This is a genomic window from Lentzea waywayandensis (assembly GCF_900115955.1).
GTDB classification, from domain to species: domain Bacteria; phylum Actinomycetota; class Actinomycetes; order Mycobacteriales; family Pseudonocardiaceae; genus Lentzea; species Lentzea waywayandensis.
This window is the reverse complement of the sequence record NZ_FOYL01000001.1, coordinates 936076-960365: the sequence shown is the minus strand read 5'-3', so window position 1 is coordinate 960365 and position 24290 is coordinate 936076. Positions and strand designations below refer to the sequence as shown.

Genomic DNA, 24290 nt, shown 5'->3' with positions numbered 1-24290 from the left:
GAAGTAGTCGTGAACGAGATGCTGTTGATCAGAGGGCTCGCCGACGAGGTCCCGCCGATGTCCGCCGGCGCGTTCGAGTCCGGCAGGAGACGACTGCTGACCCGGCACCGCTGGGTGGCCGCACGCAGGTTCGTCCGCGTGCTGTGGTTCGTGGCACTGGCCGCGCTGCCGATCTCGTTGGTCGGCCTGGGTTTCTACTTCCTGGACCTTCAGGTCTACCGCACGGGCGGTGAGGCGTGGCTGCAGGGGCACGCGCTCTACGTCGACTTCCCGGGCTCGCTGGACGGCCCGCGCCTGCCGTTCACCTACCCGCCGATCGCCGCGGTGCTCTTCAGCGGCCTGACGTTCCTGCCGGTGTGGGCGGCGAACTCGCTCGTGGTCGTGGTGAACTTCCTGTGCCTGTCCGCGGTGAGCGTCCTCGTCACCGCGCGGCTCACCCAGCGCTCGAACGTCGTGTGGACCGTCGGACCCGCGGTCGCGATCCTCGCCGTGGCACTGGAACCGGTGATCTCGACGTTCCTCTTCGGACAGATCAACCTGCTGCTGATGGCGCTCGTGGTGGTGGACTGCCTGGCTGTGCGCGATCCGCGGTTCCGCGGCCTGCTGGTCGGGGTGGCCGCCGCGATCAAGCTGACTCCGCTGATCTTCCTGCTGTACTTCCTGGTGCGCAGGGAATGGCGGGCGGCCGCGCTGTCGATGATGGCGTTCGCCGGGATGGCGGTGCTGGGATTCCTGTTCGCCGCCAAGGACTCCGCCGAGTTCTGGTTCCACGCCCTGCTCGACCCGAGCCGGGCAGGTGGCCTCGCGTACATGACGAACCAGTCGTTGCGCGGCGTGCTGCACCGGATCAACCCCGGCGAGCACGCGGAGTCGTTGCTGTGGATGGGGTTGTCGCTGATCGTCGTGACGCTCGCGGTCGTGGCGGCGCATGGCGCTCGCAACGAGGTCGTGGCGCTGACCGCGATCGCGACGGCGGGCCTGCTCGTCTCGCCGGTCTCCTGGTCGCACCACTGGGTCTGGTGCGTTCCGGCGTTCCTGGCCCTGGGTTTCGCGCGGAGGAACTGGGCGTGGCCGACGCTCGGCGCGCTGCTGGTGATCTTCCTGGTGCAGCCCTTCACCTGGCTGCCGAGCACCGGCGACAAGGAGATGCTGTGGTCCTGGCAGCAGCACGTCTACGGCGACGCGTACACGTGGGTCGCGATCATCGGCCTGGTGGCGGCGGCGTTCACCGCCACCAGGCGGGAGCTCAGCAGCGCTTCACGCGCACCGCGCCGCGGCTGGACTCCACGATCGCGAAGTTGAGGCGGTCGGGGTCCGCGGAGCCGAGCGTGACGCGGACCTCGGCGTTGATGTTGATGTTGCGCCGTTCACCGCACGGCGACCACTGGATCTCGTTCGAGCCCGGGCGGTAGTGGGTCTGCCAGCTGTCGCTGAACGGCCCGCTGAACGCCTGGTTCACCGTCGCGGTGGGCGAGGTGCCCTGCAGATAGGTGCTGACCCGGTTCAGGCCGCTCGCGCCGTCCTGGAGGTGCGCGTAGCCCTCGTAGGTGGTTCTCGCCAGACCGTAGGTGAAGCCCTCCGGCACGTTCACCCGCAGGTTGACCTGGCAGTTCTTGCGCATGTCGAGCGGTGACGAGCCGCTGCCCGCCCGTGCCAGGAAGGTGTGGTAGCCGATCGTGAACGTCCGGCCGTCGGTCTTGACGTCGGCGTCGCCCGCCGGGCATCCCGATCCGTTGACGGTCACGACCTCCAGAACGGGTGCCGGGGCTTCTTCGACGGGGGCGAGGGAGGATAGGGCGATGAGTGCTGCCGCTGCCGTGGTGAGCATGAGGAACCTCTCCGAGGGGTCCGTGGCGGCGGCAGCACCAGACGCTATGACGAATCGCGGTTCGTCAACTGACGGTCACCTGACGATTCCCGGTTTCACGGCTTGAACGGCATGAGTTCCTCTTCGACGCCGGGCCTGACCACCACGCACGTCGACTCCGGCACCTCCTGCCAGGCGCCCACCAGGTCGGCCAGCGGTTCGGACACGATGAGCCGCGAGTCGTCGGCGAGGTGGTGCAGCGCCGGGTTGTCCGGGTACTGGCGGCGCAACGTCGACACGTCGGTGCTGTGGAACAGGCTCCGCGACTTGCCGCGGCTCGAGTAGCGGAACGCCCAGGTCGTCGAGCCGTCCGTGACCGCGACCGTCATCTGGATCGGGTACTCGACGCCCGCGCGCCTGCCGACGTCCTCGACGAACTCGACCATGCGCGCCACCCCCGCCGGCGGATCCTGCTCCATGCCGAAGCTGATCGCCAGGTAGAACATGATCTCCGAGTCCGTCGACCCCTCGATCAGCGGGAACAGCACGGGGTCGATCGCCAGCATCAGCTCGCGCCGCACCAGCGGGAACTTGGCGATGAGCCCGTTGTGCATCCACAACCAGTTCTGGTGGCGGAACGGGTGGCAGTTGGACCGCTGCACGGCGCCGCCCGTGGAGGCCCGCACGTGCGCGAACACCCGGTCGACGGTGATCTGCGCGGACAGTTCCCGCAGGTTGCGGTCGTTCCACGCCGGTTCGGTGCTCAGGAAGAGGCCGGGAGCGCTCGTGTTGCCGTACCAGCCGATGCCGAACCCGTCACCGTTCACCGCCGTGGCGCCCAGCCGGGCGTGCTTGGACTGCATGACGAGCGAGTTCTCGGGCGCGTAGAGCAGTTCCTCCAGCAAGACCGGAGAACCGGAATACGCGAGCCACCGGCACATGACGGACCTCCCTTTGACCAGCGATACATGGGAACACGTACCTCATGTGAAATGCGAGGTTTGCGGCGGCGCGCCTTTCTCGGGCAGCATGGCGGGGGTGACGGTCCCTCCCGGCTTACGGCCCCCGCCCTACGAGCAGCCGCGCGGGAACTTCGAGACGATCGAGGTGTACGCGCCTGTAGTGCAGGTGACGCCCCCGGCCGAGCCCTCGCAGGAGGCCGAGGACCGCTCGGACATCGCCGTCATCGGCCCGATCGCCGCACTCGTGCTCGCCCTGACGATCAGCACGCTGGTCCTCGAACACCCGGCTGCCCGCGCCGTCGCCACCGGACTCGCCACCATCGGGCTGGTCGTGGCTGTGGCGCTCATGCTGATGAGCAAGAAGCCGAAGCCCGGCAAGCACGTGGCCCGGCACGCCATCGACCTCGAGGCGACCGAGCGGATCAATCCCGGCTGGAGCACGCCCGGCCGGCGCCGGTGACCGGAGGCTGGCACCCCCGGCCACCGCAGTACCTCCCGGCGCACGTCCGGAGTCACCAGTCCGCGGTTCGAGCAGGCACGGCGCTTTCGCACCGCTGCCAACACTATTCGTCCCGTGAAGCCGAGCCAATTGGACGCGGCTGACCTGCGCGTCCACGGCGTCCATGACAACCGCGTGGACGTCCGTGGACGGGCCTGGACGCCGGCGAACGTTCCGCGCCTGTCCGACGGCCGTCCCCACTCGCCGCGACACGCCCGTCCGGGCTGGCACGCCTGAGTTTTCGCGGTGCAGCATGGGCGGGCACGCTCCGCAGAACCCGATCACCACGAGGCGGCTGGCACCGCCGGTGACGGGGCTGGGGCGAAGCTCCGGAGTCACCAGAAGATCGGACGTCCCATGCAGTTCGAGTTCGACCTGCCCTTCTTGCGCAAGCTGACCGCGACGCCGCACACGAACCCGTTGCTCGGCAACATCGCCCTGATCTGGGCGATGACCGAACGCGGGTACGACGCGGGCCTCGTGCTGGACACCGTCGTCATCGTCAACGCGATCGTGGTCGGCCTGGGCGTGCTGTCCCAGTTCGGCGGGCCCGCGCGCTGATGTCCGCCGAGACACCCGAGGCCGCCGCCGGTCTGGCGGCGGCTCTGCGGGCCGACGTGATCCGCCGCTGGAACCTCGCGGGCAGACCCGCTCCCGACGACCTCGCCGCCACCAGTGGGCGGGCGGAAGCGCTGTTCAGGGACTTCCTGGACGGACGGCAGGGGCTCAATCCGCACCTTCAGTGGCTGGCGATGAACGACGCCCTGCCCGCTCCCGGCGAGCACGACCAGAAGTTCAAGGCGGCGGTGTGGCGGTGGGTGCGGGAGGTCAGCGGACCGCCCACCCAGCCGTCGCTGCGGCCGATGCGGGCCAAACCCTCCACGAAGCCCGCGACCCCGTTGCAGGGACCGGATCCGCTCGTGCAGGCCAGGCGGGTGAACTCCGCGCAGCAGTTCAACCACCAGCTGCGGCGGCTGATGATCCAGACCGGCACGTCGTTCACCGACATCGGCCGCCGCAGCGACAGCCTGCCGCGCAGCACCGCGCACCACCTGGTCAACCACGAGCGATTACCGGCCCGCGAGGAGCAGGTCCGCGCGTTCGTCCAGGCCTGTGGCGTCGGCGACGCCGCGCAGGACGAGTGGGTGGCGGCGTGGCAGGAGGCGCGCGTCCGGCTGACCGGTGCCGCGCCCCAGGCCGTCCGGACCCGGCGGCGCCGGCGTGACCGCGTGCTGTTCACCGTCACGATCACGACGCCCAGGCGCGGGCGGGCGTGCACGGTGACAGCCGCTCGTGCGAGTCGTGCGGCGCTGGTGACGATGCTGTTTCTGATCACCGCGCTGTGGCCTTTGGCGGCGGCGCGGTTCGGGTGATCGAATCACCATTTGTTGCCGCGTGCATCAAATTGTCTTCGCGTGATGGGAGCAGACCCTGTTCCCGCAGGGTCTGCTCCCGATGTCCCGTGCCGCGTCCGGATCCTTTGCAGAAGATGCAGGCCTGGCCGGGAGATTCGTGGGGCCGTGAACGAATTCGCTCAGTGCTGTCCGGACGTTACACGCTTGCTGCTCTACCTGCGGAATCTCGCCTCATTCCGTACCGGATCGAGTGATGATCGTTTGGTTGGCGTGGCGATTTCATTGGTTGCAGTTGCGCGTGTAAGGTCACGATCCTCTCTCGTGGTCCAGCGGTATTCCCGTACTGCTTCCACGCAAGCGAGAGGTCGCGTTCGGATCCTTTGCAGAATGTGGAGCAATTCTTCATGGCTAGGAATTCGAGGGGTGCTGAAGGGCACCCCGAGATTGGGCCGGACCCGGCCGGCATGCGGACCACCACGGCGTTCCTCAACGGCCTCAGAACGGTGCGAACGCGGTCCGGCATGACGTTCACCGAGATGGCCGGGCGCAGCAAGGAGCTCGGGTACCCGCAGTCCCGCAGCACCCTGCACAAGATGTGCCAGGAGGAACACGGGAGGCTGCCGTCCACGTTCGGGCGTGTCGAGCACTTCCTGCTGGTCTGCGGCGAGCCCGCCGACCGGATCCCGGCGTGGCGGCAGGCCTACCTGCGGCTGCGCGAGGCACCGGAGGCCGCGGCGGAGCCGATGCCGATCGGTGAGGTCGGCGACTACGTGCAGGACTTCGCCGACTTCGACCGGCCGGTGCGCGCCCGTCCGTCCCTGACGTGGCTCGCGGGCATGTTCCTCGCGGGAACGGCCTTCGGTGGCGTGGTGTTCGCTTTGCTGACGTGAGCAAGTGGAGGCCGTCCGTTCCTCGCACGGACGGCCTCCACCGCGTCACTTGAGGGTTGCGAGCCCGGCCTTCGCGAACTTCTCGTCCAGGTCACCGCTGGGCGCGCCGCCGACACCGATGCCCGCGACGGACGTCCCGTCGACCGCCACCGGCACGCCGCCGGCCAGGAACAGCGTGCCGGGGATGTCCCGCAGTGTCGCGCCCTGGCCCGTGACACGGCCGGCGAGCTCCGAGGTCGGCGCGTTGAACGACACCGCCGTGAACGCCTTGCGCCGCGCCGACTCCTCGGTCTGCGGGCCCGCGCCGTCACCGGCGAGCAGCACCACCAGGTCGCCGCTGCGGTCGACCACCGCCACCGTGACGCGCTGGTTCTCCTTCTCCGCCGCGTCGAGGGTGGCCTGAGCGGCCTTGACCGCCGCGTCGATGGTCAGCACCTTCTCCGAGCGGGTGGTGGTGTGCTGGTCGGCCGCCGCGTAGCCGCCGCCGATGCTCAGCACGACGAGGGTGGCGACTGCGATCTTCTTGAGGTCCATGGCTCCTACGATTCGCTGATCAGCGTGGCTTTCCGTGGTGGTGACGGTTGAACCTCGGTTCAACCCATCGGTTGACCCGCCGGGTGGGCGCGGTCGCCTAAGGTCGCCGACGTGTGGCTGCACAGGGCGATGCACGCGGGCTTCTACGTGCTGCTGACGGCGTCGGCGGCGCGGTACGTCGCGTACCACGGCGCCGATCTCGTCGTGCTCGGCCTCGCGCTCGCACTGGGGCTCGGCTATCCCGCGAGCGTGCGGTGGACGCGGGCGTTGCCGGTCGTTCTCGCCGTGTGGCTGGTGCTCGTGTGGCTGGCGCCGAGCTTCGGCTGGTGCGCGATCCCGTTGTTCTTCCAGTGCCTGCGCCAGCTCAGGCCGCGCGTGGCGCTGCCGATCGCGGCCGTGCTGACGGCGGCCGTGGTGCTGGCCCAGATCAGGCTGGCGGCGACGTTCGACTGGTCGCTGGTGCTCGGCCCGGTCGGTGTCGCGGTGCTGACGGCGGCGGTGTTCTTCGACCGCGCCCGGCTCCTGCACGAGGCCGGGGTGCTGGAGGAACGCCAACGCCTCGCCCGCGAGATCCACGACACCCTCGCCCAGGGCTTCTCCAGCATCAACCTGTTGCTGTCGCTGGGGGAGACGGACAAGGCCGCCGAGGTCGCGCGCGAGAACCTGGGCGAGGCACGCCGGTTCGTCCGCGACCTGTCGCCGATCCAGGGCACTCTGGTCGACGCGCTGCACCGGCTGTGCCGGCACGTGGAGGTGGACGGCGACCCGTATCCGCTGAGCGTGCAGACCGAGGTGGCGCTGCTCCGGGTCGCGCAGGGCGCGGTGGCCAACGTCTCCGAGCACGCCGCCGCCTCGCGGGTCGCGATCACGTTGTCGTACCTGGGAGACGCGGTGACACTCGACGTCGTGGACGACGGCCGCGGCTTCGACCCGTCGGCCGTTCGAGCGGAGGACGGCCGCGGCTATGGCCTGGCCTCCATCCGCGGCCGGATCGCCGAACTCGGCGGCACGGTGTCCGTGGAGAGCGCGCCGGGGGAGGGAACCGCGGTGGCCGTGACGGTGCCGACGCCATGAGGGTGCTGGTGGTCGACGACCACCCGGTGGTCCGGTTCGGACTTGTCGGGCTGCTGTCGCGCGACTTCGAGGTGATCGAGGCCGCGACCGGCGAGGAGTCCGTGCAACAGGCGTCCACTGTGGACGTCGTGCTGATGGATCTCCAGCTGGGCAAGGGAATCGACGGCGTGGAAGCCACCCGGCGCATCCGTGCGCTGGAGAACCCGCCTCAGGTCGTGGTGCTGACGACCTACGACTCGGACGCCGACATCGTGCGCGCGGTCGAGGCAGGCGCGATCGGCTACCTGCTCAAGGACTGCGCGCCCGAGGACCTCGCCAAGGCCGTGCGCACGGCGTCGACCGGTCAGACCGTGCTCTCCCCGGACATCGCGCAACGGCTGCTGCGACAGGTCCGCGGCCCGGCACCGAAGCTGAGCAAGCGTGAGGTGCAGATCCTGGAGAACCTCGCGAAGGGCCTGTCGAACCGGGAGATCGCGAAGGCGTTGTTCATCAGCGAGGCCACCGTGAAGACCCATCTGGTGCGGATCTTCGCGAAGCTCGGCGTGGAGACCAGGACGGCGGCCGTGACGACCGCCGTGGAACGCAAGCTGATCCGGCTCTAGCCGGCCATGTCCGGAGGCGTCGTGTCGGTCAGGCGTGCGTCCGGCCGGCTGCCCGACATCGCGAGCATCCCGCGCAGCACCTGCAGCAACTTCCGCAGCCCGCTCGGCTTCTTCCGGTCGATCCCGCCGATCACCTGCTTCAGCACCGACAGCTGATCGAAGTAGATGCGTTCGGTGACGAGGTTCTCGTCGGCGTCGAAGATGAAGTACGCGTTCATGCGCGTGCGGTGCTTGCCGCCGGTCGCCGGGATCTTGCCCAACGGGCCGAGGTGCGTGCCGAGCAGCCAGAACTCGACGATCACGGCGTCGACGCTGTGCCGGAACGAGATCAGCTCGTGGTGCTGGTCGGGGAACGCCACGCGCGTGTCGGTGTAGTACTGCCGCACCGCGTCGTCGCCGTCGTGGACGACCATCTGCGCGATGATCTCGTAGTGGGGGTGCGGGAACGTCGAGAGCGTGGCGTCCCAGTCGTGTGCGACCTCGTCGCGGAAGTGGTCCAGCACGAGCTTTTCGCGGGCTTGCAGGACTTCCTTGGACGGCAGGGTGAAGCGGTCGGGCATCGGAAGCTCCTCAGTGGACGATCTGGCGGTGGCTGAACGTGGGCCTGGTGCCGGGGTTCGTCCAGGCGCCGGTGAGTTCGCTGGACGGGAAGAACTGCACGAACCGCGGGTCGGCCTGGCTGCGGTCGGCGAGCGTCTTCTCCAGGATGATCGAGTTGTACTGGTCGGCGGTGGTCTCGACGGTGTTCGCGTTGAGCACGACCTCCTGCTGCCACCGGCGCGTCCACGACGCGAGGCCGGGCAGCTTCGAGTGCTCGGGCGTCAGTGCCTCGGCGGCGATCACGTTCTCGCTGCTCACCCAGATGCCGGTCGAGGTGTTGACGACGAGGCTCTGGTTGCCGAACACGTGGCCCGGGGTCTTGATCACCGCGACGCCCGGACCCAGCACGACCGAGCCGTCGATCGGCAGGAACGCCTCCGGCGGCAGGTCGCGGTAGGTGTCCGGCTGGTACCAGGGCTTCTGCAGCGGGTGCAGTTCGGTCAGGGCGGCCAGTTCGTCGCGTTGCACGATCACCTTGGCGTTCGGGAAGTACGGCGTTGCACCGATCCAGCGCCGCAGGTCCTGGGTGTGCAGGTGGTCGAACATCAGATAGTCGACGTCCTCGGGCGCGATGCCGAGCCGTTCGAGATGGCCGGGCACGGTGCCGTGGACCTTGACCATGCGCCGTTCGATCACGTCCGGCGTCCGCCCGGACAGGTCCTCGAAGTACGGCGTGTACCGGCCGTACTCGTGGTCGCTCGGCTCGAACAGCAGGATCCGCTCGCGGCCGTCGTCGTGCCAGCGGATCACCAGCATCCGGTTCGTGATCGACAGGAACGGCGCGATCGCCCGCGACGCCCTGAACAGCCCGAACCGCGTCGGATACGGCAGCGTCACCAGGTCGCGCGTGACGATGCGGTCCGGTGTGCCGGTCGTGGCGAACTCCCGCCGGAACGCCGCGCCGCGTTCGCGCACGACCCGCAGCCGCGCGCCCGGCCCGCCCTCGACGTCCATCTTGTCGAGCGTGTCGATCCTGGTGAAGCTCATCATCCCCTCCAATACCCACAGTGTGGGTTAATTCGGAGGTTAAACCCACGGCGTGGATATCCGCAAGGCACAATGGTCGGGTGACTGAACCGCGCCGAGGCCGCCCGCGCACGCCGCTGCTGTCCCGCGAGTCGATCGTCGCGGCGACGCTGCAGGTCATCGACGTGGAAGGCGTGGGCGCCGTGGGCATGCGCTCGGTCGCGCGGGCACTCGGAGTCGACGCGAAGAGCCTCTACAACCACGTCGACGGCAAGGACGGGCTGCTCGACGCCGTCGCCGAGCAGTTGCTGGGCGGCCTGGTACTACCGGAACCGACCGGTGACGCGCGCCGCGACCTGCACGCCATCGCCGACGCGTTCCGCTCGCGCGCCCTGACCCACCCCGCCGCCGCGCCGCTCGTGCTCACCCGGCAGCTGTCGTCGCTGGAAGGCCTCGCGCCGGTGGACGCGGTGCTCGCCGTGCTGCTGGCCGCGGGTGCCTCGGCGCAGGAGTCCGTGCACCTGCTGCGGATGCTGCTCGCCACGTTGATCGGCACGTTGCTGCGCGAGGTGTCGGCGGCGCCTGCGTTCGGCGGCGACGAGAGGGCGCGCCGCGAAGCGCTGCAAGCGTCGGGGTTGTCCGCGGTGGTGCGGACGGCGCCGTACATCGCGGAGTTCGACCGCGCGGCCGAGTTCGAGTACACGGTGGACCTCGCGATCACCGCCGTGCTGGACCGGATCGAACGTCAGCGGTCGGGGCCGAGGTCCTCGTAGAGGCCCCGCACCCGCCGCCCGGTCGGCTCGCCGCCGGACGTCTCGACCGAGGCCCAGCCGGGATCGCCGGGACCGGGGTCGTCGAGGAAGTGCAGGGCGGCGAACAGTCTGAGCGACACGCTCGCGGCCGACGGCATCGCGGCGCTGGCGGCGTGGTGGTTGCAGCGCAAGGGATCCCTCGAGCCCTACGCAGGACCGCGTCGTGTCGGACGGGTCGCTGATCGCCGCGCTCACGTACCTCGCGTGCCGGCGCCGAATCGCGTGACAACCAGTTGATCTTTCGTGCGTCCTGTCCTGTGGAGAGGTTTCCGAAGAAGGGGACAGAACGTTGAACGTTAACCGACGTGCCGTGCTGGCATTGGGTGCTGGAGCGGCGCTGGCCGTGGCCGTGCCCGCCACAGCACAGGCCTCGACGGTCACCGGCAAGCTGCGTGAGCTCGAGAAGCAGCACAACGCGCGCCTCGGCGTGTTCGCGACGGACACCGGCTCCGGTCGCACGGTGCTGCACCGGGCGGACGAGCTCTTCCCGATGTGTTCGACCTTCAAGACCATCGCGGCGGCGGCGATCCTGCGCAAGGACCGCGACGGAACGTTGCTGAACAAGGTGATCACCTACACGAAGTCCGATGTGGACAAGTCCGGCTACGGGCCGATCACCGGCAGGCCGGAGAACCTCGCGAACGGCATGACGGTCTCGGCCCTGTGCGAGGCGACCATCACCTACAGCGACAACTGCGCGGCCAACCTGCTGCTCAAGGAACTCGGCGGCCCCACGGCCATCAGCCGCTTCAGCCGCTCGATCGGCGACCCGGTCACGCGCCTCGACCGCTGGGAACCCGAGCTGAACTCGGCGGAGCCCGGTCGCGTCACCGACACGACGTCACCGCGCGCCATCGGCCAGAGCTACGCGCGCCTGACGCTGGGCCACGCCCTCAACTCGAACGACTCCGACCAGCTCGTGAAGTGGTTGCTGGCCAACACGACCGGCGGCAACCGCGTCCGCGCGGGCCTTCCGGCCGCGTGGGGCTGGGGCGACAAGACGGGCACCGGCAAGTACAGCACCACCAACGACGTCGGCATCGCGTTCCCGCCTGGCCGCGCGCCGATCGTGATCGCCGTGCTGTCGACGAAGAAGGACACCCCGGAGGGCGGGGCCGACGAACCGCTGGTGGCCAGGACCGCCGAACTGGTGGCGGCGCAGTTCAGCTGACCGGCACCCAGAGTTCGATGAACGGCCTGGAGTGGTCCCGCGGGCTGTTCCGGGCCGTTCTGATCTCGTCGAACGGCGCGGGCCGATTGTCGAAACGCTAGTCGAACGCGGAACGACCGGCTACCGTTCAATGCGAATCTCGTTCACGTTCCCAAAGGCGGCGGCGATGCGGCGAGCGGTTCTGCTGGTGGTCCTGTTCCTCTTCTCCCTGGTGGTCACACCCGTGCACGCGGAGTCGTTCGACGGCTCCGAGCTGCGGGTGTCCGGCGGGGTCTTCCGCGACGAGCACGGCCGTGAGGTGGTGTTGCGCGGCTTCAACGTCTCCGGCACGGCGAAACTCGCCGAGTACCGCGGGCTTCCGTTCGCGAACACCGCCGACGCGCGGAGGTCCGCGCAGGCGATGAAGCAGCTGACCGGCGCGAATGCCGTGCGGTTCCTGCTCACGTGGGCGTGGATCGAACCGCAGCGCGGCCAGATCGACCACACCTACCTCGACGGCGTGACCGCGCAGCTCCGCGCCTTCACCGACCTCGGCCTCCGCGTCTACCTCGACTTCCACCAGGACCTGTACTCGCGCCACCTGTTCAACAAGGACAGCTGGTACACCGGCGACGGCGCGCCGGCGTGGGCGGCGAGCGGGTACCCCAAGGAGTCGTGCGGACTCTGCTTCCACTGGGGGCAGAACATGAAGAACAACAACGCCGTCACCGCCGCCACCTACGACTTCTGGCACAACCGCGACGGTGTGCAGGACTCGTTCGTCAACGCGGCAGGCGAAGCGCTCAAGCACGTCAGGGAAGCCTTGCCCGCCAACGAGTTCAAGCTCGTCGTCGGCGTCGACCCGCTGAACGAGCCGTACGCCGGCAAGTACGACACCGGCCAGACCTCGCAGACGTGGGAGCGCGACCTCCTGATGCCGTTCTACCAGCGCTTCCGCGCCGAGATGGACGAGGCGGGCTGGACGACCAAGCCCGCGTTCGTGGAGCCGCTGGTGTTCTGGAACCAGAACGTGGACTTCTTCGCCGAACCGGGCGGCCTCACGCTCGTGCCCGGCCTCGGCGACCGGTTCGTGTTCAACGCGCACTTCTACGACGGCAAGGCGCAGTCCGGAGTCCTGATGCCGGGCAAGGCGGCCGACGGCCAGTACACCCAGGCGTTCGGCACGATCCGCGAGCGCGCCAAGGCACTCGGCACCACCGCGATCGTCTCCGAGTTCGGCCACCCCGTCTCGGGCTTCACCTCCGACAAGACGCCGTCCGTGCTCAAGGCGATCTACCAGGGCCTCGACTCGACCGCGCCGGGCGCGCGCTGGTGGTCGGCGCCGCGCGGGAGCGTGATCTCGGGCAGCCAGTGGCACTGGGACACCAACTACGGCCGCCACCGCGAGCTGATGAACGACAACCCGGACAAGGTCAAGACCGACGGCGACGCCATGAACGACGAGCACTTCTCGGCGGTCAAACTGGACGCGAACGGCAACCCCGCCCTCACCGTCGACCGCGCCATCGTCGACCGCGTCTACCCGCAGGCCGTCGCGGGCACCACGCTCGCGTTCACCTACGAGGACCGCGCCTACCAGACCTGGCAGCAGATCCCGCTGACCAACGTCCGCACGCTGGTCGGCTCGGCCCCGTTCGCCGTGATCGTCTGGGACTCCACCGGTGGCAGCGCGCCGACCGAACTCCACCTCCCGGAGTCGCTGCGCTCGCCGTTGGTGATCAGCTCGGCGTCCTCCACGGTCGACGGCGACAAGCTGCTGCTGCGAGCTGGCCAGGGACGGCAGTTCGCGCTGGTCACGGCCCCGTCCGGTGGCAACGTCGCCGCGGCGGAGGCCGAGATTCGCCAGTGGTACGTAAGCTGGTGAAGTGCGAACTAGGCCCACTCTGAGCTGGTCGAACCCGGGCCCGTCACTGCCGCGCGCCTCCACCCTCACCGACGTCGTGCCGATCGTCGCTGAGGGTGGGGTGCTGGTGCTCAGCGGTGCGGGCCTCTCCACGGAGTCCGGCATCCCCGACTACCGCGGCGAGGGCGGGTCGCTGCGCAAGCACACCCCGATGACCTACGACGAGTTCACCACCAGCCAGGCCGGCCGGCAGCGCTACTGGGCACGCAGCCACGTCGGCTGGCGCACCATCGCCCGCGCGCACCCGAACGCGGGCCACCACGCCGTCACCAGGCTCGCGGGCAAGCTGTCCGGCGTCATCACCCAGAACGTCGACGGCCTGCACCAGGCCGCGGGCTCACCGGACGTCGTGGAACTGCACGGCGGCCTCGACCGCGTGATCTGCCTTGACTGCAAGCTGCTCTCGCCGCGCATCGACCTCGACCGCCGCCTGCGCGAGGCGAACCCGGACTTCGCCGCCACCACCACCGAGATCAACCCGGACGGCGACGTCTTCCTGCCCGAGGAGACCGTGAAGGACTTCGTGGTCGTCCCGTGCGCGGAGTGCGGTGGCATGCTCAAGCCGGACGTCGTGTTCTTCGGCGAGAACGTGCCCCGCCCACGCGTCGAACAGTGCTACGAACTCGTGGACAACGCACGGTCGTTGCTCGTCCTCGGCTCCTCGCTGACGGTCATGTCCGGGCTCAGGTTCGTGCGCCGCGCCGCGACCTCCGGCATCCCTGTCGTGATCATCAACCGGGGTGAGACGCGCGGCGATCCCCATGCCTCGCTGCGGGTGGATCTGCCACTCGGAAAATCGCTGACGGAGCTGGCTGAAGTCGTTGTAGGGTAAGGAATGCAGACCTTTTCGGTCGATGACGTGACGCCGGTTACCGACGCACTGCCCACCCGTTCGATCGCTGAACTGTTCCCCGCGGCGCTCGCCGTGGGAGGGGACGCGCGGGTGCTGAAGCCGAACGGTGTCCACCCGCTGCTGCACGCGGTCGGCAAGGCGTTCGCGGAACACCGGCCGCTGGTCCTCTCCCCGGACGCGGTGTGGCTGACCATCGCGCGAGGCATCTCCGACCACGTGAAGCTGAACGCCGAGGAACTGCGGCCGGTCCTGGTGGGTCACGAGGGCAAAGCGGTCCTGGCCGTGTCGTACGGCCCTGGCGACACCTGGGAACAGATCGTGGAGCGACTCGCGAAACAGGTCGGCGACGCGATCTTCGAGTGCGACTTCAGCACGAGCACCGAGGTCGAACGCCTGGCGGGCCGTGTCGCGATGCTCGACGCCTACTCGCCATACTTCGGGTACTGGATGATCGGCATCTGCGGCATCCCGTCGATCACGCTGACCGGGACGCCGGACGACTGGCGCCGGATCCGCGCCCGCGTCGACGACCTGCCGCGGTTCGGGCTGGAGCACTGGTGCCGATCGCTGGTGCCGATCACCGACGAGTTCGTGCGGGCAGCGGAAGGAGCCCCGGACACCGCATTCTGGCAGCGGATCTACAACCCGGTCGACGCGTACGGCGGCGATGTCGTCACCGGCTGGATCACGCGTTTCTACCCGTACCTGGACTTCCTCAGGGGAGCTCCTGTGCCGAACCCCATGCTGGACCTCCCGGTCGGCGAACCACGGGACAACACCGATCAGGGCATCACCACGGACACCGTGCCCGCCACGCTCTGCCGCGCGGTGATCAACGTCAACGACCGGAGCGACATCAGCGCGGTCGCACTGGACGCGGGCCTGGTCGGCGTCACCCAGCACGAGGACGGCGCTCTGGAACCGGTGGCGGGCTGGGCTGTGGTGGCGGCACCACCGCGCATCGAGGCGGTGCTGGACCGCGTCGTCGCCGAGAACGAGTGGGAGCCTCCTGGGCCTCGGGAGGAGCGGACGACGGCAGGCGGAGTCGAGATCACCGTGCGGCACGAGGTGCAGGGCAGCGGCGAGCTGATCGCGCTGTACCACCGTGTCGGGACCGCGTCGCTACGCGGCGGCACCTGGCGGGTGCGTGCCTACGGCGCGGGAGGGGCCGAACGGCTCGGGCGCCATCGAGTCGATCCGGTGCTGGACGTGGCGGACGGGCGGCTCGTCGGTGAGGTAGTCGACTACCGCAACGGTCGGACTCACTGGGTGATCTTCCGCCCCGGTGACCTCCCGGAGGACGTCCCGGTGCTCGGCACCTCGCTCGCGATGCTGCTCGAATCGGTGCTCGACCACGGCGACGTCGCGCACCTGGAGACGATGAGGCTGGCCGAGCTGGAGATGAGCTACGAGGAGTAGTTCTGGAGACCGGAACTCGGAAAATCGATCACCGAGCCTGCCGACGTCGTTCTAGAGTCCGGAAATGGTGACCTTCCCGGTCGACGACGTCACGCCGGTGACCGACGCGCTGCCCACCCGTCCCTTCGCCGAGCAGTTCCCGGACGCGCTGGTCGTCGGCGGCGACCAGGCCGTGCTCGAACCGGACGGTGTGCACCCGCTGCTGAGCGCGGTGGCGAGGGCGTTCGCGCAGCACCGGCCGCTCGTCCTCACCCCGGACGCGGTGTGGCTGACGATCGCCCGCGGAATCGCCCAGCACGTCAAGCTGCACGCGGAGGAACTGCGGCCGCTGCTGGTCAGCCACGACGGCAAGAAGCGCCTGACGGTGCTGATCGACGGTCCGATGCCCGTGGACGCCGAGTCGTGGTCGCACGTCGTGGAACTGTTCAGCAAGCAGATCGGCGACACGACGTTCGAGTGCGACTTCAGCACCAGCACGGAGATCGAACGGCTGGCGGGCCGCGTCGCGCTGATGGACGCCTACTCGCCGTACTACGCCTACGAGGCGGTGTGCGTCTGCGGAATCCCTTCGATCACGCTCACCGGCACGGTCGGCGACTGGCGCAGGATCCGCGCCCGTGTCGACGACCTGAGCGTGCTCGGGCTCGGCAGGTGGGTGCGGTCGCTCGCGCCGATCATGGACGAGTTCGTGCGGGCAGCGTCGGGCGAAGCGCGGACCGAGTTCTGGCGGCGCATCTACAACCCGGCCGACGCGTACGGCGGCGAGGTGGTCACCGGGTGGATCTCGCGGTTCTACCCGTATCTCGCGCTGCCGGGCACGAACGGTGCGCCGAACCCCATGCTCGACCTGCGCGTCGGCGAACCACGCGGCGAACGAGGACCGGGCATCGGCACGGACACCGTGCCCGCCACGCTGTGCCGCGCGACGATCAACGTCAGCGAGCTCGGCACCACTCGTGTCGTGGCGCTCGACGCGGGTCTGGCCGGCGTCGTGCAGGATCCGGACGGCGCCCTCCGGCCGGTCGCGGGCTGGGCGCTCGTCGACGCGTCCCTGGACATCGAGACGGTGGTCGACCGGTTGATCGCGGAACACGAGACGACGCCGCCGGAGACGGCCGCCCGAGATCTGTTCGGCGGCGCCGAGGTGATCGCGCTGTACAACCGGATCGCGTCGGCGTCGTTGTTCGGCGGCACCTGGCGACTGCTCCCGTACGCGGACACGGTCTTCCTGAACTCCGGCCCGCACACGATCTGCTGTTGTCTAGCGCTCGCGGACGGACGGTACGTCGGCGAGGTGGCGAGGAGTGGCACCGAACCGCGGTGGGCGGTGCTGCGCGACGGCGACGACCCGGCGGAGGTGCCGTTGCTCGGCACCTCGCTCGCTCACCTGCTGGACGCGGCCATGGACGCGGACGGCGACATCGCGCACCTCGAAGCAGGGAAGCTCGCCGACCTAGTGCTGTGACCGGAACTGGTCCAGCACGCGTCGCTCGCGCTTCGTCGGTCGCCCGGCACCCCGGTCGCGCCGCGCGATCGGGGCCTCCACCGGTGGCGGCGGAGTGCGGTCGAGGAAGCAGGTGGCCGCGTCCGCCGCGCCGACCCGTTTCTGGATCACGCGCACGACCACGACGGTCCAGGTCTTGTCGTTCACGCGGGCGCGGACCTGGTCGCCGGGAACCACGGTCGCCGAGGCCTTCGCGGGCTTGTCGTTGATGCGCACGTGGCCGCCCTTGCACGCCTGGGCGGCGTCCGGGCGGGTCTTCGTCAGCCGGACCGCCCACAGCCAGCGGTCGATGCGCGTGGACTCCACCCCGCCATCATGGCACTCTCGGAGATCATGAGGCTTCTGGCGGTCGCACTGACCCTCGCCGCGTCACTCACCCCCGCCGGCCCGCTCGGTGAGCTCACGGGACTCGCCGTTCAGCGCGTGCAGGTCGCCGACCTGGTGGCCGCGGCCAAGTTCGGTACGACGCAGCCGATCGACGACCCCGTGCGCGAACAGCAGGTGCTTGACGGCGTGCGCGCGAAGGCCGTGGAACTGCGGCTCGATCCGGAGAGCGCGGCCCGGTTCTTCCGCGCCCAGATCGAGGCGAACAAGCTCGTGCAGCGCGGCCTCTACACGCGCTGGACCGAGCACCCGGAGGAGGTTCCGCACCGCCGGCCCGATCTGGGCACCGAGGTCCGCCCGATCCTCGACCGGCTGACGACCGAGATCCTGGCCGAGCTCAAGGACACCGAACAGCTCCGTCACCCGACGCTGAGGTGCGAGATCCACGCGACCATCGCGGAACGGTCGGCGGTGGTGCACCGCCTCGACCGGTTGCACGAGAACGCGCTGGCCGAGGCGATGCGGCCCGTCTGCTCCTAGCAGCGACACGCCACTAGATGTCCGCTGTGGACGGAAGGCCGAGCATCCGTGCGAGGCCTGACAGTTCGAGCACCCGTGTCACCTGGTCGGACGAGGCGGAGAGCTTCAACCCACCCGCCGCGGCCGACGCGCGGGCATGTCCGCGAACCAGTGCGCTGATCCCGCTGGAGTCGCAGAACGTGACGGCTGTCAGGTCCAGCACCACGTAGCGGTGGCCCTGGTCGAGGAGGCGGTCGAGCTTCGCGAGCAGTCGCTTCGAGCCAGAACCGGCGAGTTCACCGGAGACCGCGACGAGGGTGGAGGCAGGCGACGACTCGGTCACCGTGACTTCGAGCATTTCGCAGCTGTACCCGGTGGTGGCCGCCGCGAAACTGGTTCGCATGCGTGTTCTGCTGACCTCGTTGCCCATTCGCTCCCACGTGGAACCGGTGATGGTTCCGCTCGCGACGGCGTTCCGGGAGAAGGGGCACGAGGCGGTCATCGCGACCGCGCCGTCCGGCCTGGGGCCACCGCCGTCGTGGATCCCCGAACGCGATGGCGTGCTGAAGGTACCGCCGTGGTCCGGCGAACTGGTCGTCGCCTCGGCCGCGAACGTCCTCGACTTCGCCCGCACCTGGCGTCCTGACGTCATCCTGCGCGAGACCAGCGACTACGGCGGCCAGATCGCGGCCGAGGTGCTCGGCATCCCGCACGCGCTGCTCGACATCGCCCCGTTCGCGCCGTTGGAGATCCCGCTCCTCGACGAGCTCGTGGACAAGGTCCGCGCCAGGTTCGGGGTGGGCGCGACCGAGCCGGCGCTGACCGCGGGCCTGACGCCGGCGTTCTGGCACCCGGCCCAGCACCACTTCCACGTGCCGATCGACCGGGACGGCGGCGGCCAGGCGGAGATCGTCGCGTCGTTCGGCGCTCAGCTGACGGCCGGTTCGCAGCTGCGGCACATCGTGGTGGAGGCACTCGGCCAGGTCGGCGCGCGGTCCGTCATCGCGATCGGGCATGGCGGCTGGACGGGTCCGCGCCCGTCGAACGTCCGCCTCGAACCCAAGATCCCGCAGCAACGGCTGCTCGGCACGGCGAAGGTGTTCGTGACGCACGCGGGTAGCAGCGGGGTCCGGGAGGCGCTGACCGCGGGCGTGCCGATGGTCGCGGTGCCGTTGTTCGCCGACCAGCCGCGCAACGCCGAACGAATTCAGGATCTGATTGCCGGCGTGCGCGTGGACGTGAAAGGGCTGACCGCCACCGCCCTGGCCGAACGGATCCAGCACGTGCTGAACACGAGCACTTATCACGTCGTCGCTGAGAACCTGGCCGCGCAGATCGCCGATCTTGAGGATTTCACGAATATTCCGGACCACCTCGTATCCGCTGTGTGACCACATTTTGGTTTTGACCAAAAGCTTCGACGGTAATTTAGGCCGTATGGAGACTGGTGGTGGGGCAGGTGCTTGTTGGGGAGAACAGGTCGCCTGAACGAGGAAAACAGGGGGAAATATGAAGAGGCACGTGCGCGACAGTTTCTTCGTCGTGGGCGAAGGTGTGCTGGAATTCGACGGCAAAGGTGAGACCACCACGCGTCAGCCCTCCACGGCGGAGGAGCTGCGCCGGTTCCGGTTCTCGCGACTGGGTCCGAAAGGGCCGCGAACGGACGAGGAGACGCGGACAGCCCTCGCGACCGCGATCACCGCGACCGTGCCGCAGCCGGACTCGGCCGACCCGGCCGTACCGGCGGGGTTCACCTACCTCGGCCAGTTCGTCGACCACGACCTGACCATGGACCGCACCGAGTCGCAGCTCGGGCAGGACGTCAACCTCGACGAGCTGATGCAGGGCCGCTCGCCGGCGCTGGACCTCGACTCGGTCTACGGCCGCGGCCCGCGCGACAAGGACGACCAGGTCTTCTACGCCCAGGACGGCGTGAAACTCAAGGTCGGCACCACGACGCCGGTGCCGTTCCCGGACGAGGGCACCAACGTCCCGTTCGAGGGCTTCGACCTGCCGCGCCGCGGTGGGACGGGCGGCACGGCGGCGGATCGGCGGCTACCGCTGATCCCGGACGCCCGCAACGACGAGAACCTCGTGGTGGCACAGACGCACCTCGCGTTCATCCGCTTCCACAACCGCGTGGTCGACGAGCTCGCGCTCACCGGCCTCACGGGCGAGCGGCTGTTCCGCGCCGCCAAGGAGCTCGTGGTGCGGCACTACCAGTGGATGCTCAAGACCGACCACCTGCCGCGGATCATCGACCCGGCGATCGTGGACGACGTCTTCACCAACGGCCGCAGGTTCTTCGAGGTGTCCGGCCGCAGCCGGCACGACTCGCCGACCATGCCGGTCGAGTTCTCGGTCGCCTCGTACCGCTTCGGGCACAGCCAGGTCCGCGGCGCGTACCAGTGGAACCGCGTGTTCCGCAGCGGCGGCCCGGTGGGAGCGCCGGCGTCGTTGTTCCAGCTCTTCACCTTCACCGGGGTGAGCGGCAACTTCGATCCGTCGTCGGCCCTTCCGGCCGACCTGGACGACGTGACCAGGGGCGACTTCTTCACGTTGCCCAGCAACTGGATCGCGGACTTCCGCAGGCTCTACGACTTCACCGAGGCCGGTCGCGACGACCTGGCCGCGCCGGCGGAGTTCGACGGCGGCAACGTCACCAAGCGGATCGACACGCTGCTGGTCGACCCGCTGACGCAGCTGCCGGCCGGAACGTTCGGCGGCCGCGGGACGCAGTTCCGGGAGATCGAGCGCAACCTCGCGTTCCGGAACCTGACCAGGGCCTCGATGATGGAGCTCGCCACCGGTCAGCAGATCGCCGAGCTGTTCGAGGTCGAACCGCTCACCGCCGAGCAGATCCTGGTGGGCAACGGCGGCGCGGTCGTCGACGGCCTGTCCGAGGAGCAGAAGGCGCGGCTGGCCGAAGCCACTCCGCTGTGGTTCTACATCCTGCGCGAGGCCGAGGTCGGCAACGGGCTGATGGGCCCGGTCGGCGGCCGGATCACCGCGGAGGTGTTCCACCGCGCGATGGAGGGCAGCCGGATCTCGATCGTGCGCTCGCCGTACTGGCGGCCGACCCTCGGCCCGGACTCCAGCACGTTCCGGATGGTCGACCTGCTGCTGTTCGCGTTCGAGGGCAAGGCCGACCTGCTGAACCCGCTGGGGGATCCGGTCAGCTGATCTTCCTCGCGTGTCCTGTCTGGCTGGGTGGTGGCAGTCAGACAGGAGAGGGAGATCGATGTCGAGTCCGGAAACCACACGCCGCGAAAGCACGGAAGAACGCCTGACTCGTTTTGCGCGAGAGTCCGGAATTCCTCTGCTGCGCATTGGGCTGGGGGTCGTGTACCTCTGGTTCGGCGTGCTGAAGCTCTTTCCCGGTGGCAGCCCTGCCCAGGATCTCGTCGAACGCACGGTCTCCGCGCTGACGTTCGGGATCGTCCACGGGGATTTGGCCCGAGTGAGTGCCGCGATCACCGAGATCGGGATCGCACTGGTTCTGCTGAGCTTCCGCGCACCGCGATTGTGCGCGGTCCTGCTCGTCGGTCACGTCGTGCTGGTGTCGACACCGCTGGTGTTGTTCCCCGCCGAGATGTGGTCCGGTCCGCTGCGGGCGTCGTTCGAAGCCCAGTACATCCTGAAGAACCTGGTGACCGTCGCCGCCGCGGTGGTCATCGCCTCATCGCATCCGAGGGTGCGATGACCGGGAGTCGCTCGATCCTCGTGATCGGGCGGCTCCCGCCGTTATAGGTTTCCCTTATGGGGGCATCACTGGCGCCGTTGGCGCATCCGGCTTTCCGCTGGCTTCTCGCGGGCCGCTTCACGACCATCGCCGGCAACGCCATGGCGCCGATCGCGCTGGCGTTCGCCGTTCTCGACCTCACCTCGTCGATCACGTCGCTGGGCATCGTCGTCGCCGCGCGGTCGCTGACCAACGTGGTGTTCCTGCTGTGGGGCGGTGTGGTCGCGGACCGGCTTCCCCGCCAGCTCGTGCTCGCCGGATCGTGCGCGGTCAGCTTCGCGAGCCAGGCCCTGATCGCCGGGCTGGTGCTGACCGGGACGGCGTCGGTGACGTGGTTCGTCGTGCTGTCGGCGGTCAACGGGATGTCGAGCGCCTTCTCCCTCCCGGCCTCCGCCGCGCTGGTGCCGCAGACCGTGCCGGTCGGCCTGCGCGTGCAAGCGAACGCGTTGCTGCGCCTGGGGCTGAACTCGGCGCGCATCGGCGGTGCGGCGCTGGGCGGACTGCTGATCGCCTTCACCGGCCCCGGCTGGGGTCTCGCCGTGGACGCGCTCTCGTTCGCGCTGGCGGGCGTGTTCTTCGCGTTCGTGCGCGTACCCGCCGCCCGTGCCGCCGCCGAGCACAAGCCGTCCGTGCTGGCCGAGCTGAAGGTCGGCTGGACGGAGTTCGTGTCACGGCAATGGGTCTGGGTCGTGGTCGTGGCCTTCACGTTCGTCAACGCGGCCCTCGTCGGCGGCGTGATGGTCCTCGGCCCGGTGCTGGCGGACACGACGTTCGGGCGCGAGATGTGGGGCCTGATCCTCGCCGCGCAGACCGCGGGCATGGTCGCCGGCGCGTTCGTCGTGATGCGGATCAAAGTACGGCGCCCGCTGCTGCTCGGAGTCGCGTGCGTGGCGGGCTTCGCGTTGCTGCCGGTGGCCATGGTCGTGCACCCGGCGCCGTGGCTGCTGCTCCTCACCTCGTTCGCGTCCGGGCTCGGCCTGGAGCAGTTCGGGGTGGCGTGGGAAGTGGCGTTGCAGCACCACGTGCCGCCCGACCGGCTCGCGCGCGTCTACTCCTACGACATGCTCGGGTCGTTCGTGGCGATTCCGCTGGCCCAGCTCGCGATCGGGCCGGTGTCGCACGCGTTCGGCACGTCGGCGGCTCTGCTCGGGTGTGCCGCGATCTACCTGCTCGCGACCGCGGGGATGCTCGCGTCCAGGTCCGTGCGGTCGCTCGAGAACGTCCCCGAACCGGTTCGCTGATCCGTGCAACGGGACAGGCGTCCGGCGCGTGTATGTGGACGGATGCGTGGTGATCATCAGGCCTCGATACAGTTCGACCGCGCTAGATCCACTTCAAAACTGGGGAAGTGAATGAAACTCAAGCGTTTTGCCGTGCTGGGCACGGTTGTCGCGCTGGCCGGTGCGACCCTCGCGCCGGCGGCGTCGGCCGACGAGTACCACCGCCCGCTGGCCGACCGGCTGCGTGAGGCGATCGTCGCGCAGAACTTCAAGGACGTCATCGACCTGACCCCGCCGGAGCTCGTCGCGCGGTCGGCGGGCAAGCGGGAGAAGTACGACGCCTCACCCGCCGAGCTGATGAACAAGGCACAGGCGCGGATGGCGGCCGCGGCGGGCAAGCCGTTGCACCAGACGCCGAACATGGACGCGGCGATCATCGAGCTCGACCCGTTCGGGCGCCCGAAGTCCGTGGCGAACGTGCTGCTCAGCCCGCAGTACCCGAACGGCGTGGTCGTGCCGGTCACGCACCAGGGGCTGTCCACCGACCAGGTGCGCTACCGCTGGTGGGACGACACCGAGTGGGACGTCAACGGCGGCAAGGGCACCGTGGACGTGCTGCCCGGCCGGGAGAACGCGGCGATCGACTTCTCCTCGCCGTACCCGGCGTCGGTGCTGAAGCTGATGGTGGGCTTCGGCGTCCTGCGCCTGGCCGACCAGGGCAAGATCGACCTCGACGCCGACTACGTCTACGCCCCGGACCCGGTGCGCCCCGCGTGCGGCGGACCGTCGGTGAAGAAGATCCGGCAGCACTTCGACGAGATGATCACGAAGTCGCAGAACGAGTCCACCTGCTCGCTGATCAAGCTGATCCACGACCACAACGCCTGGGACGCGGTCAACCAGACGTTCGTGGACCTCGGCATGCCGACCCTGATGGTCACCGGCACCCTTCCCGGCAACGGCGGCCGCTGGATCGGCTCCAACATGAGCGGCCTCGACACCGCGAAGCTCCTGCTGCTGGTCAACGGCGGCGCGGGCGTGCTGTGGACGACCGACAAGGGCAAGCCCGTCACCCGCAACGAGCTCTCCTACTCGTCGCGGAAGTTCTTCCAGGAGACCCTGGCGGGCCAGGGCCACAACGAGATGCTGTCCACGCCGAACTGGTGCGGCCGCGACTACCCGACGCAGGGCATCCCGCAGCAGGTGCCGTCGCGCTGGATCAAGCCGGACGGCACCGTGACCGTCGGCGACGCGGTCTACGACCGTGACGTCCGCCCGTGCAACGACGCCGCCGAGGTGACGTTCGCGCACAAGACGGGCTGGGTCGACACGACCGGTTCCGACGCGGGCATCGTGAAGTCGTTGCGCGGCAAGGACAACCGCAACTACATCGTGGTCGTGTTCTGCAACCTGGGCACCGACTACGTGGACGCGGACCGTCCGGCCGACCCGCCCGGCGTGTACCCCGTTCTGTACACGCAGAAGTACGCGCAGCTCGGCAAGGCGATCGACACCATCATGAAGAACCTGTAGT

27 protein-coding genes are annotated in these 24290 nt (G+C 69.2%); 19 read left to right on the top strand and 8 right to left on the bottom strand.

Annotated features, from left to right (window positions below):
• Nucleotides 1-18 precede the first annotated feature (18 nt).
• Nucleotides 19-1302, top strand: a complete 1284-nt coding sequence (locus tag BM417_RS04020) for a glycosyltransferase 87 family protein (protein ID WP_245821714.1) — start codon at nucleotides 19-21, stop codon at nucleotides 1300-1302.
• Here BM417_RS04020 and BM417_RS04015 read toward each other — a convergent pair.
• The gene (locus BM417_RS04015; protein ID WP_093588320.1) at nucleotides 1247-1828 is read right to left on the bottom strand and encodes a DUF4360 domain-containing protein; all 582 of its coding nucleotides are present in this window, start codon (nucleotides 1826-1828) and stop codon (nucleotides 1247-1249) included. The genes BM417_RS04020 and BM417_RS04015 overlap by 56 nt on opposite strands.
• 95 nt (nucleotides 1829-1923) lie before the next feature.
• Nucleotides 1924-2748, bottom strand: coding sequence for a class II glutamine amidotransferase (locus BM417_RS04010; protein WP_093588319.1), 825 nt, complete (start codon nucleotides 2746-2748; stop codon nucleotides 1924-1926).
• A gap of 97 nt (nucleotides 2749-2845) precedes the next feature.
• Here BM417_RS04010 and BM417_RS04005 point away from each other — a divergent pair, with 97 nt between their 5' ends.
• From BM417_RS04005 to BM417_RS03990, 4 genes are all read left to right on the top strand, one after another.
• The gene (locus BM417_RS04005) at nucleotides 2846-3229 is read left to right on the top strand and encodes a hypothetical protein (protein WP_143138488.1); all 384 of its coding nucleotides are present in this window, start codon (nucleotides 2846-2848) and stop codon (nucleotides 3227-3229) included.
• Between the two features lie 396 nt (nucleotides 3230-3625).
• The gene (locus tag BM417_RS04000; RefSeq protein WP_093588317.1) at nucleotides 3626-3829 is read left to right on the top strand and encodes a hypothetical protein; all 204 of its coding nucleotides are present in this window, start codon (nucleotides 3626-3628) and stop codon (nucleotides 3827-3829) included.
• A complete protein-coding gene (locus tag BM417_RS03995) occupies nucleotides 3829-4641 on the top strand; it encodes a helix-turn-helix domain-containing protein (protein ID WP_093588316.1) in 813 nt (270 codons plus the stop codon). Before BM417_RS04000 ends, BM417_RS03995 begins: the two co-directional genes overlap by 1 nt.
• Before the next feature lie 446 nt (nucleotides 4642-5087).
• Nucleotides 5088-5513: a hypothetical protein gene (locus BM417_RS03990; RefSeq protein ID WP_093588315.1), complete on the top strand. Its 426-nt coding sequence runs from the start codon at nucleotides 5088-5090 to the stop codon at nucleotides 5511-5513.
• A gap of 45 nt (nucleotides 5514-5558) precedes the next feature.
• Here the strand turns inward: BM417_RS03990 and BM417_RS03985 are convergent, their stop codons facing one another.
• The gene (locus BM417_RS03985) at nucleotides 5559-6047 is read right to left on the bottom strand and encodes a GlcG/HbpS family heme-binding protein (protein WP_093588314.1); all 489 of its coding nucleotides are present in this window, start codon (nucleotides 6045-6047) and stop codon (nucleotides 5559-5561) included.
• A 111-nt stretch (nucleotides 6048-6158) separates the two neighbouring features.
• On the opposite strand from BM417_RS03985, the gene BM417_RS03980 reads away from it, so the two are divergent.
• Both BM417_RS03980 and BM417_RS03975 read left to right on the top strand, forming a co-directional pair.
• Nucleotides 6159-7121, top strand: a complete 963-nt coding sequence (locus BM417_RS03980) for a sensor histidine kinase (protein ID WP_245821675.1) — start codon at nucleotides 6159-6161, stop codon at nucleotides 7119-7121.
• Nucleotides 7118-7723 (top strand): response regulator, encoded by a 606-nt coding sequence (locus tag BM417_RS03975; RefSeq protein WP_093588313.1) that lies wholly within the window; start codon nucleotides 7118-7120, stop codon nucleotides 7721-7723. Before BM417_RS03980 ends, BM417_RS03975 begins: the two co-directional genes overlap by 4 nt.
• Here BM417_RS03975 and BM417_RS03970 read toward each other — a convergent pair.
• Nucleotides 7720-8283 (bottom strand): ester cyclase, encoded by a 564-nt coding sequence (locus tag BM417_RS03970; protein ID WP_093588312.1) that lies wholly within the window; start codon nucleotides 8281-8283, stop codon nucleotides 7720-7722. The two genes, BM417_RS03975 and BM417_RS03970, sit on opposite strands and share 4 nt — an antisense overlap.
• 10 nt (nucleotides 8284-8293) lie before the next feature.
• Nucleotides 8294-9310, bottom strand: coding sequence for an MBL fold metallo-hydrolase (locus tag BM417_RS03965; RefSeq protein WP_218164312.1), 1017 nt, complete (start codon nucleotides 9308-9310; stop codon nucleotides 8294-8296).
• 80 nt (nucleotides 9311-9390) lie between these two features.
• Between BM417_RS03965 and BM417_RS03960 the strand changes: the two genes are divergently transcribed.
• A complete protein-coding gene (locus BM417_RS03960) occupies nucleotides 9391-10062 on the top strand; it encodes a TetR/AcrR family transcriptional regulator (protein WP_093588310.1) in 672 nt (223 codons plus the stop codon).
• Here BM417_RS03960 and BM417_RS03955 read toward each other — a convergent pair.
• On the bottom strand, nucleotides 10035-10232 hold the full coding sequence (locus BM417_RS03955; protein ID WP_093588309.1) for a hypothetical protein: 198 nt from the start codon (nucleotides 10230-10232) through the stop codon (nucleotides 10035-10037). The two genes, BM417_RS03960 and BM417_RS03955, sit on opposite strands and share 28 nt — an antisense overlap.
• A gap of 158 nt (nucleotides 10233-10390) precedes the next feature.
• Between BM417_RS03955 and bla the strand changes: the two genes are divergently transcribed.
• From bla to BM417_RS03930, 5 genes are all read left to right on the top strand, one after another.
• Entirely contained in the window at nucleotides 10391-11272 is an 882-nt protein-coding gene (gene bla, locus BM417_RS03950; RefSeq protein WP_093588308.1) for a class A beta-lactamase, read from the top strand.
• Between the two features lie 166 nt (nucleotides 11273-11438).
• Entirely contained in the window at nucleotides 11439-13136 is a 1698-nt protein-coding gene (locus tag BM417_RS03945) for a cellulase family glycosylhydrolase (RefSeq protein ID WP_093588596.1), read from the top strand.
• A 1-nt stretch (nucleotide 13137) separates the two neighbouring features.
• A complete protein-coding gene (locus BM417_RS03940; protein ID WP_093588307.1) occupies nucleotides 13138-14007 on the top strand; it encodes an NAD-dependent protein deacetylase in 870 nt (289 codons plus the stop codon).
• 27 nt (nucleotides 14008-14034) lie between these two features.
• Nucleotides 14035-15447, top strand: a complete 1413-nt coding sequence (locus BM417_RS03935) for a DUF4419 domain-containing protein (protein ID WP_177320262.1) — start codon at nucleotides 14035-14037, stop codon at nucleotides 15445-15447.
• A gap of 64 nt (nucleotides 15448-15511) precedes the next feature.
• On the top strand, nucleotides 15512-16912 hold the full coding sequence (locus tag BM417_RS03930; RefSeq protein WP_093588305.1) for a DUF4419 domain-containing protein: 1401 nt from the start codon (nucleotides 15512-15514) through the stop codon (nucleotides 16910-16912).
• Here BM417_RS03930 and BM417_RS03925 read toward each other — a convergent pair.
• Complete coding sequence (locus BM417_RS03925) at nucleotides 16901-17257, bottom strand: RNA-binding S4 domain-containing protein (protein WP_093588304.1); 357 nt, start codon at nucleotides 17255-17257, stop codon at nucleotides 16901-16903. The genes BM417_RS03930 and BM417_RS03925 overlap by 12 nt on opposite strands.
• Nucleotides 17258-17284: 27 nt before the next feature.
• Here BM417_RS03925 and aroQ point away from each other — a divergent pair, with 27 nt between their 5' ends.
• Entirely contained in the window at nucleotides 17285-17815 is a 531-nt protein-coding gene (aroQ, locus tag BM417_RS03920) for a gamma subclass chorismate mutase AroQ (RefSeq protein ID WP_245821674.1), read from the top strand.
• 13 nt (nucleotides 17816-17828) lie between these two features.
• Here aroQ and BM417_RS47535 read toward each other — a convergent pair whose 3' ends face one another.
• A complete protein-coding gene (locus BM417_RS47535) occupies nucleotides 17829-18197 on the bottom strand; it encodes an STAS domain-containing protein (RefSeq protein WP_177320261.1) in 369 nt (122 codons plus the stop codon).
• Here BM417_RS47535 and BM417_RS03910 point away from each other — a divergent pair.
• The 5 genes from BM417_RS03910 to BM417_RS03890 all read left to right on the top strand — a co-directional run bounded on the left by BM417_RS03910 (nucleotide 18196) and on the right by BM417_RS03890 (nucleotide 24289).
• Complete coding sequence (locus BM417_RS03910; RefSeq protein WP_093588301.1) at nucleotides 18196-19185, top strand: glycosyltransferase; 990 nt, start codon at nucleotides 18196-18198, stop codon at nucleotides 19183-19185. The genes BM417_RS47535 and BM417_RS03910 overlap by 2 nt on opposite strands.
• A 118-nt stretch (nucleotides 19186-19303) precedes the next feature.
• Nucleotides 19304-20977 (top strand): peroxidase family protein, encoded by a 1674-nt coding sequence (locus tag BM417_RS03905; protein WP_093588300.1) that lies wholly within the window; start codon nucleotides 19304-19306, stop codon nucleotides 20975-20977.
• A 160-nt stretch (nucleotides 20978-21137) separates the two neighbouring features.
• Nucleotides 21138-21497, top strand: coding sequence for a hypothetical protein (locus BM417_RS03900; protein WP_093588299.1), 360 nt, complete (start codon nucleotides 21138-21140; stop codon nucleotides 21495-21497).
• A gap of 56 nt (nucleotides 21498-21553) precedes the next feature.
• Nucleotides 21554-22777, top strand: a complete 1224-nt coding sequence (locus BM417_RS03895) for an MFS transporter (protein WP_093588298.1) — start codon at nucleotides 21554-21556, stop codon at nucleotides 22775-22777.
• 132 nt (nucleotides 22778-22909) lie between these two features.
• Nucleotides 22910-24289: a serine hydrolase gene (locus BM417_RS03890; protein WP_245821672.1), complete on the top strand. Its 1380-nt coding sequence runs from the start codon at nucleotides 22910-22912 to the stop codon at nucleotides 24287-24289.
• The last annotated feature ends 1 nt before the right edge of the window (nucleotide 24290 follow it).

Coding starts and splice junctions, on each gene's coding strand:
- BM417_RS04010 (WP_093588319.1), bottom strand. CDS start 2,748: ATGTGCCGGTGGCTCGCGTATTCCGGTTCTCCGGTCTTGCTGGAGGAA.
- BM417_RS04000 (WP_093588317.1), top strand. CDS start 3,626: ATGCAGTTCGAGTTCGACCTGCCCTTCTTGCGCAAGCTGACCGCGACG.
- BM417_RS03985 (WP_093588314.1), bottom strand. CDS start 6,047: ATGGACCTCAAGAAGATCGCAGTCGCCACCCTCGTCGTGCTGAGCATC.
- BM417_RS03975 (WP_093588313.1), top strand. CDS start 7,118: ATGAGGGTGCTGGTGGTCGACGACCACCCGGTGGTCCGGTTCGGACTT.
- BM417_RS03970 (WP_093588312.1), bottom strand. CDS start 8,283: ATGCCCGACCGCTTCACCCTGCCGTCCAAGGAAGTCCTGCAAGCCCGC.
- BM417_RS03995 (WP_093588316.1), top strand. CDS start 3,829: ATGTCCGCCGAGACACCCGAGGCCGCCGCCGGTCTGGCGGCGGCTCTG.
- BM417_RS03945 (WP_093588596.1), top strand. CDS start 11,439: ATGCGGCGAGCGGTTCTGCTGGTGGTCCTGTTCCTCTTCTCCCTGGTG.
- BM417_RS04015 (WP_093588320.1), bottom strand. CDS start 1,828: ATGCTCACCACGGCAGCGGCAGCACTCATCGCCCTATCCTCCCTCGCC.
- BM417_RS03905 (WP_093588300.1), top strand. CDS start 19,304: ATGAAGAGGCACGTGCGCGACAGTTTCTTCGTCGTGGGCGAAGGTGTG.
- BM417_RS03930 (WP_093588305.1), top strand. CDS start 15,512: ATGGTGACCTTCCCGGTCGACGACGTCACGCCGGTGACCGACGCGCTG.
- BM417_RS04020 (WP_245821714.1), top strand. CDS start 19: ATGCTGTTGATCAGAGGGCTCGCCGACGAGGTCCCGCCGATGTCCGCC.
- BM417_RS03910 (WP_093588301.1), top strand. CDS start 18,196: ATGCGTGTTCTGCTGACCTCGTTGCCCATTCGCTCCCACGTGGAACCG.
- aroQ (WP_245821674.1), top strand. CDS start 17,285: ATGAGGCTTCTGGCGGTCGCACTGACCCTCGCCGCGTCACTCACCCCC.
- BM417_RS03965 (WP_218164312.1), bottom strand. CDS start 9,310: ATGAGCTTCACCAGGATCGACACGCTCGACAAGATGGACGTCGAGGGC.
- BM417_RS47535 (WP_177320261.1), bottom strand. CDS start 18,197: ATGCGAACCAGTTTCGCGGCGGCCACCACCGGGTACAGCTGCGAAATG.
- BM417_RS03990 (WP_093588315.1), top strand. CDS start 5,088: ATGCGGACCACCACGGCGTTCCTCAACGGCCTCAGAACGGTGCGAACG.
- BM417_RS03895 (WP_093588298.1), top strand. CDS start 21,554: ATGGGGGCATCACTGGCGCCGTTGGCGCATCCGGCTTTCCGCTGGCTT.